This window comes from Rhodoferax sp. XS2R6, assembly GCF_056521365.1.
In genome coordinates, this window is the sequence record NZ_JBWMAY010000008.1 from 21,524 (window position 1) to 27,739 (window position 6,216).

The 6,216-nt window shown below is 63.2% G+C and carries 8 protein-coding genes; 3 read left to right on the forward strand and 5 right to left on the reverse strand.

Features of this window, described 5'->3' with window-relative positions:
• Window positions 1–79: 79 nt before the first annotated feature.
• The 3 genes from AC097A_RS19120 to AC097A_RS19130 all read right to left on the reverse strand — a co-directional run bounded on the left by AC097A_RS19120 (window position 80) and on the right by AC097A_RS19130 (window position 2,708).
• Window positions 80–1,081 (reverse strand): NADP-dependent oxidoreductase, encoded by a 1,002-nt coding sequence (locus tag AC097A_RS19120; RefSeq protein WP_479622065.1) that lies wholly within the window; start codon window positions 1,079–1,081, stop codon window positions 80–82.
• A gap of 111 nt (window positions 1,082–1,192) precedes the next feature.
• Window positions 1,193–1,798: a TetR/AcrR family transcriptional regulator gene (locus AC097A_RS19125; protein WP_479622066.1), complete on the reverse strand. Its 606-nt coding sequence runs from the start codon at window positions 1,796–1,798 to the stop codon at window positions 1,193–1,195.
• 88 nt (window positions 1,799–1,886) lie between these two features.
• A complete protein-coding gene (locus tag AC097A_RS19130) occupies window positions 1,887–2,708 on the reverse strand; it encodes an EAL domain-containing protein (RefSeq protein ID WP_479622067.1) in 822 nt (273 codons plus the stop codon).
• A 113-nt stretch (window positions 2,709–2,821) separates the two neighbouring features.
• On the opposite strand from AC097A_RS19130, the gene AC097A_RS19135 reads away from it, so the two are divergent.
• The 3 genes from AC097A_RS19135 to AC097A_RS19145 are packed head-to-tail and all read left to right on the forward strand — an operon-like array spanning window position 2,822 to window position 4,289.
• Entirely contained in the window at window positions 2,822–3,067 is a 246-nt protein-coding gene (locus tag AC097A_RS19135) for an HNH endonuclease (RefSeq protein ID WP_105261558.1), read from the forward strand.
• Window positions 3,068–3,104: 37 nt separating this feature from the next.
• Window positions 3,105–3,605 carry an SRPBCC family protein gene (locus tag AC097A_RS19140; protein ID WP_479622068.1) on the forward strand — a complete coding sequence of 167 codons (501 nt, stop codon included), beginning with the start codon at window positions 3,105–3,107 and terminating at the stop codon, window positions 3,603–3,605.
• Window positions 3,606–3,626: 21 nt separating this feature from the next.
• A complete protein-coding gene (locus tag AC097A_RS19145; protein ID WP_105261560.1) occupies window positions 3,627–4,289 on the forward strand; it encodes a glutathione S-transferase family protein in 663 nt (220 codons plus the stop codon).
• A 12-nt stretch (window positions 4,290–4,301) separates the two neighbouring features.
• Here the strand turns inward: AC097A_RS19145 and AC097A_RS19150 are convergent, their stop codons facing one another.
• Window positions 4,302–5,213, reverse strand: a complete 912-nt coding sequence (locus AC097A_RS19150) for an EAL domain-containing protein (protein ID WP_315480674.1) — start codon at window positions 5,211–5,213, stop codon at window positions 4,302–4,304.
• Window positions 5,214–5,345: 132 nt separating this feature from the next.
• On the reverse strand, window positions 5,346–6,068 hold the full coding sequence (locus AC097A_RS19155; RefSeq protein WP_479622069.1) for a helix-turn-helix transcriptional regulator: 723 nt from the start codon (window positions 6,066–6,068) through the stop codon (window positions 5,346–5,348).
• Window positions 6,069–6,216 lie beyond the last annotated feature (148 nt).

Here is a 6,216-nt window from a genome sequence, read left to right on the forward strand (position 1 = left end):
CAGAGGGTTAAATAGAAACACCATATGACGAACGTCATACAAAAAGACACACCTAAAACCAATAAGCGATGCCGACGACTCAACGAACCTTGATCACCACCTTGCCTTTGGCACGTCCGCTTTCGACGTAGGCCAAGGCCTCGTTGATGGCCTCAAACGGGAAGACTTTGTCGATGACCGGGCGAATGGCGCCTGATTCGATCAGCGGGGTGATTTGCCGCAACTGGCTGCCACTGGCTTGCATAAAGAGGAAGGCGTAGCCGACGTTGAGTTGCTTGGCTTTTCTTCGGGTGCCAAAGCTCAGGGCGCGCATGACCTGCTTCACCACCCATGGCGCGTTGATCTTTTCTGCAAAAACAAGGTCAGGAGGGCCAGAGATGGAAATCAGCTGCCCACCGGCTTGCAACACACCCAGCGACTTTTCCAGCGTCTTGCCGTCCTGGCTGTTCAGCACCACGTCGTAGCCGCTCAAGGCTTTTTCAAACGCCTCTTTTTTGTAATCGACCACGACATCGGCACCCAGGCCTTTTACCCACGCCACATTGCCTGTGCTGGTGGTTGTGGCCACCGTTGCACCCAAGTGTTTGGCCAATTGGATAGCAAACGTGCCCACGCCGCCGGAACCGGCCTGAATGAAAACCTTTTGCCCCTTTTTCAGCTGGGCCTTCTCAACCAGGGCCTGCCACGCCGTCAAACCCACCAGCGGAATGGAGGCGGCTTCTTCCATGCTGAGGTTGCGCGGCTTGAGTGCCACCGAGTCTTCTTTGACAGCGACAAACTCTGCAAACGTGCCGATCCGGAAGTCATCGGGCCGGGAGTAGACCTCGTCTCCGGGTTTGAATTGCCGCACACGCGCGCCGACGCGCACCACCACCCCGGCGACGTCGTGCCCCAGCACAAAGGGCGTGCGGTACGGGAGGATGAGCTTGAACTCTCCGCTGCGAATTTTGGAGTCCAGCAGATTGACGCCCGTGGCATGCACCTCTATCAGGACCTCGTCCTCGCGTAGCACCGGCTCTGGCACCTCGGTGGCCCGCAAGCTCTCTTTTTTTCCATAACGATCAACAGTGAATGCTTTCATGGCTGTCCTCTTTTCAAACGGTCAGTGGTGGGGGCGCAGTGGCCTGGAGTGCAAGAACATTTGGCATGACGATCGTCATATTTTTGAACCAAAAAAAAGCCGGCCAAGGGCTTAGTCCCCGGAAGGGGACAGGCTCTTCAACGTCGCGCTGCAAAGCGCGTCAGACAAGGCCGCATCATCCACCGCGCGGGCCAGCATCAAGGTGCCCACCATTGTGGCCACGGTCACCAGCGCGCGCTCGTGCGCACCGGGCTGCCCCCAATCGGGAAACTGACGGGCGACCAGATCCACCATCTCTTTGATGCGCAGCGTGGCGGCCCGGCGCACTTCGGGCGACTGGCGTGGCATTTCAGAACCCAGGGCGGAAATGGGGCACCCCGTCTCAATGCCTGCGAGATGCTCTTTGGAAAGATAAACCTGGATCAGCGCCTGCAGGGACTGCTCTGGTGGGACGGCGGCAATGACACGCGCGGCCAGCGCATTGGATTCAGCACCCGCACGGTCCGCCGCCTCGGCCAACATGGCTTCGCGGGACGCGAAATGGGCGTAGAACGCGCCATGCGTGAGGCCGGCCTCTTTCATGATGTCCGCCACGCCCGTGCCGTCGTACCCACTGCGCCGGATGGCCCGTGCAGCGGCATCCACGATGCGTTCGTGGGACGCCTCTTTGGCCGCGGTTCGGATATTGGCTTGTGCTTTTCGCATGATGCGTATCATACATACAATTCATTCCATGCACAAGATGGAAAACAAAACCCGCCGCGTACCGACACACCAACCCAGTCCATGCGACGCACCGGGCCGCTCAAACCACGCTGCTGAGCACCTGGCGTGCGCGCAGATTAAGCTGGCTGCAAGGCGTGCTGTCTGGGCTGCCCAAAAAATAGCCTTGTGCCCAGTTGATTCCCAGGCGGGCCACCGCGCGCAACGTGTCCTCGGACTCCACGGCCTTGGCCACCAGCAAGCTATCGTGCTTGCGCGTCAGGCGCACCAGGCTCTCGACCGTCTTGGCTTGCTGGGGCTCGGCGGCCAGGTTGTGGGTCCAGCGCGGGGCCAGCTTCACCACATTGGGCAACACCTTGGCCCAGGCTTGCATGCCGCGGTCCGAGGGCTTGAAGTCGTCCAGCGCCACCATCACCCCGGCCGCGCGCAGCGGCTTGAGGGCCGCCACCAATAGGTCCAGGTCGGGCAACAGGCCATAGTCGGTCACGTCCAGCCCCACACGGCGCGCGGGTACCGCGTGTTTGCGCATGCGCTCCAGCAGCAGGCCGCCCAGGTCCGAAACGTGCAACTGGATCAGCGTGGCCGCGCTCAGGTTCACAAACAGCTGGCCACGCGGCCCCTGGGCCACCCAGAGCTCAAAGGCCTGTTCGGCGCAGGCCAGCTCAAAGTTCTTCTGGCAACGCTCCTCCTGCGCGGCCTGCAGCATGCGCTCCACAGTGAGGTCGGGCAGGGTCAGGGGGGCACGGGCCAGTGCCTCATGCCCGACGATGACACCGCTGCGCACATCCACCAGCGGCTGGAACACGGCGCGCAGCGAACGCCCCGCCAAGAGGGGCATGACACGGGCGGGCGGTGCGGCACGGCGGCGGTGCCACCAGGTGCGCAAGGTGTGGTGCAAAGACATGCGCGCATTGCAACCGAGCCGCCGGGCTGCCGCAAACCGAACCGTCCACCGCTGAACAATTAGGATGTGGGGTCTGCCACGCTCCACTGCATTCCCCTTACTTCCGCCGCCCCATGACCGCCCTGTCCCTCACCCGTGAAAAGATGTATCGCACCGTGGCGCGCCAGTTGCATGGCGTGGTGCCCTGCTGGATCTGCGGCGAGCACGTCGCCCACGCCGACGCCACACTGGAGCACATCCTCCCGCGCAGCGAGGGTGGCAGCAGCCACCTGGAGAACCTGGCCATCAGCCACGACTTTTGCAACAACCAGCGCCATATCCAAGGCACCACGCCCGACAGCAAACGCCCGACCGCTTGACACGGCCCTTTGAACCAGCAACCCAGGAGAAAACGCCATGCACCACGTCCCATTCACCATTTCCCGCCTGCTCAAAGCCCCGCGTCAACTGGTGTGGGACGTGTATTCGTCGCCCACGCACCTGCAGCACGGGCTGGGCCCCAAGGGCAGCACGGTGACACACAGCCAGCTGGACTTTCGCGCGGGCGGCAGCTACCACTACGCCATGACCGTGGAAGGCGGCATGGAGTTGTGGGGCAAGTGGCTATTTTTGGAGCTGCAGGCGCCCGAGAAACTGGTGCTGGTCCAGTGTTTCTCCGACCCGCAGGGCGGCGCCACGCGCAACCCCTGGGCGGCGGGCTGGCCCATGTACACCCACTCCACCACCACCTTGACCGAGCAGGACGGCGGCACGCTGATGACCTTGGTGTGGGCACCACACGAAGCCAGCGCGGAAGAAGAAGCCCTGTTTGCCGCCAGCCACGACAGCATGCGCCAGGGCTGGAGCGGCAACATCGATGTGCTGGAAGACTACCTGTCGCTTTTGCAAACGGCCTGACCTTTTCGCCCAGGAGCCCCCATGTCACTGACGCTGTATTACCACCCCCTGGCCTCGTATTGCCACAAGGTTCTGGTCGCCCTGTACGAACACGACATTGCGTTTGAACCCCGCACCATCGACCTGGGTGCAGAAGCGGACCGCGCCGAACTGGGCGCCCTGTGGCCCTTCTGCAAGTTCCCGCTGCTGCGCGACCACGAACGGCAGCGCACGGTGCCGGAATCGTCCATCATCATCGAGTACCTGGACCCGTTCGCGGCGGCCCGGCCCCCACTGATTCCCCGCGATGCCAACGACGCGCTGCAGGTGCGCCTGTGGGACCGCATCATGGACAGTTATGTGCACGAGCCGATGCAGGACATTGTGCTGGACCACCTGCGCGGCACGCAGGGCGATGTGAGCGGGCTGCGGGCTACGATCCAGACCGCCTATGGCCTGATCGACACCCAGGTAGCCACGCGGTCCTGGGCGGCGGGTGACACCTTCAGCATGGCCGACTGCGCAGCAGCCCCGGCGCTGTTTTACGCCCACACGCTGGCGCCGTTGCCGGCAGAGTTGGTGCATCTGCGTGCCTATTTCGACAGGCTGATGGACCGGCCTTCGGTGCAGCGCGTGCTGGCGGAGGCCAAGCCCTACTTCCCCATGTACCCGTTCTACAGCGCCATTCCTGCTCGGTTTCTGTAAACCCCACGCCCTTCAGTCGAACCAGCGCGGGCCCACCAGCTTCTGCAGGCCCGAGTCGGCGGTCGACAATTCAGCCGGACGCGATGGTGGCTCGGGTGGGGTCCATTTTTCGGCCAGCACGTTGCGGGCACGCAGGTTCAGCGTGTCCACCACCGCCGGTGCCGGAAAGCCCAGAAAATGCCCTTGCGCCAGGTGCACGCCCGCGTCACGCACGATACGCAGGTCCTCGGCATCTTCCACCGCCTTGGCCACCAGGCTGGCGCCGGTTTTAAAGGCCAGATTGGAGAGGGTACGCAGCACCTTGGCTTTGGCCGGGTCTTGTTGCAGGTCCATGGTCATGCGGCTGTCCAGCTTCACCACCGAAGGTTTGAGGCGCAGCCACAAATCCAGGCTGCGTTGCGAGGCTTTCACATCGTCCAGCGCAATGGCGCAACCCAAGGCTTGCAAAGCGGTGGTGCAGCGCTCCAGCGCATCCATTTCCTTGAGTTTGCGGTGCTGGGTCACCTCCACCACCACCCGCTTGCAGGGCACGCGGTGGGCCAGAAACAGCCCCTCCAGGCGCTGAAAGGGTTTGGGTTCGCTCAGGGCTACCAGGGTGTGTGCGCTGAGATTGAGGTAGATGCGACCGCCCGTGTGCGGGTAGCCCCAGCCCTGTAGTGCGCGGCCCACGCAGGCCAGCTCCAGCTCGATCTGCATTTGCGCCAGCTGGGCTGCGTCCAGCAGCGCCTGGGGCGACTCCATCTCACTGTCCTTCTGGCCGCGCACCAAGGCTTCGTGGCCATCGATGGCGCCGCTTTGCAGCGCAATGATGGGTTGGTACAGCGTCTCCAGCGCACCCTGCTCCAGCACGGCTTGCAGGGGGTGGGGCGGTGTTTTGGCAGGCCAGCGCTGCAGCAGACGGTGGACCAGGGAAACATCAGACATACATCGACCTCGGGCGCAATACAAAGGGTGGGGGGGGGCAAACTTTTGGGAGCCTGTCCCAATTTACGCGCAAAGCCCAGGCGGCGCCACGCCAAATTGTTCCGGTTTGCAAAGCCCTGGTGTGTCCCGCCCTCAGGCGCAGCCGTCTTGCAAGCGGGTCATTGCCTCTGGCGGGGCGACCAGGCGCAGGTAGTCGGCCAAGGTTTTTCCGGGTTCGTCGGCAAAACGCCCCGCTGCACTTTGTAACAATTCCAGCCGCACCATCCGGTCCAGCCGGAAGCTGCGGAAGTCCTGCCGGGCCTCGCACCAGGCCACCAGCGTCCAGACCTTGCCCCAATAAAAACAGCCCAGCGGGCGCAGGGTGCGCTGGCTGGGCTGGTCATTCACATCGCGGTAGTCCACCCGCACCTTGCAGTGGGCCTGGGCGGCCTCGCGCAGGGTTTGCAGCGTGGCCTGCACGGCCGGCTCCAGCCCCATGGGCGGCGCGTACACCGCCATGCTTTGCGCCGCCACCCGCGCCGCCACCGGCAGCACCGACAAAATTTTGCCCAGCGCCACCTGCGAGTTTTGCGCCAGCACCGGGTCCTGCCAGACCTGGGCCATGCGCACCGAAGCCACCAGCGCACGCGCCTCGTCCACAGTAAACATCAGCGGCGGCAAGTCAAAGCCCTGGCCCAGTCGGTAGCCCATACCGGCCTCCCCTTCAATGGGCACGCCCTGGTGCTGCAGGTCGGCAACGTCGCGGTAAACGGTGCGCTCCGACACCTCCAGCCGCTGCGCCAGAAAGGCCGCCGTGGTGAGGCGGCGGCCCCGGATGAGCTGGACAATTTGGAACAGGCGGTCGGCACGGCGCATGGGAGTTTTAAGTGTTTTAGGTCTCTAGAGTCGGCCCGCTCAAAAGTGAAGTGCAACACACCGATTGAAACTTCAATAAGGTGTGTTCATGAAACTGAAGCAAGAATACAAACAGCTGGACTACCAAGAGCGCCAGACCATCGCTGTA

Coding starts and splice junctions, on each gene's coding strand:
- AC097A_RS19130 (WP_479622067.1), bottom strand. CDS start 2,708: ATGTCTTTGCACCACACCTTGCGCACCTGGTGGCACCGCCGCCGTGCC.
- AC097A_RS19135 (WP_105261558.1), top strand. CDS start 2,822: ATGACCGCCCTGTCCCTCACCCGTGAAAAGATGTATCGCACCGTGGCG.
- AC097A_RS19145 (WP_105261560.1), top strand. CDS start 3,627: ATGTCACTGACGCTGTATTACCACCCCCTGGCCTCGTATTGCCACAAG.
- AC097A_RS19155 (WP_479622069.1), bottom strand. CDS start 6,068: ATGCGCCGTGCCGACCGCCTGTTCCAAATTGTCCAGCTCATCCGGGGC.
- AC097A_RS19120 (WP_479622065.1), bottom strand. CDS start 1,081: ATGAAAGCATTCACTGTTGATCGTTATGGAAAAAAAGAGAGCTTGCGG.
- AC097A_RS19140 (WP_479622068.1), top strand. CDS start 3,105: ATGCACCACGTCCCATTCACCATTTCCCGCCTGCTCAAAGCCCCGCGT.
- AC097A_RS19150 (WP_315480674.1), bottom strand. CDS start 5,213: ATGTCTGATGTTTCCCTGGTCCACCGTCTGCTGCAGCGCTGGCCTGCC.
- AC097A_RS19125 (WP_479622066.1), bottom strand. CDS start 1,798: ATGATACGCATCATGCGAAAAGCACAAGCCAATATCCGAACCGCGGCC.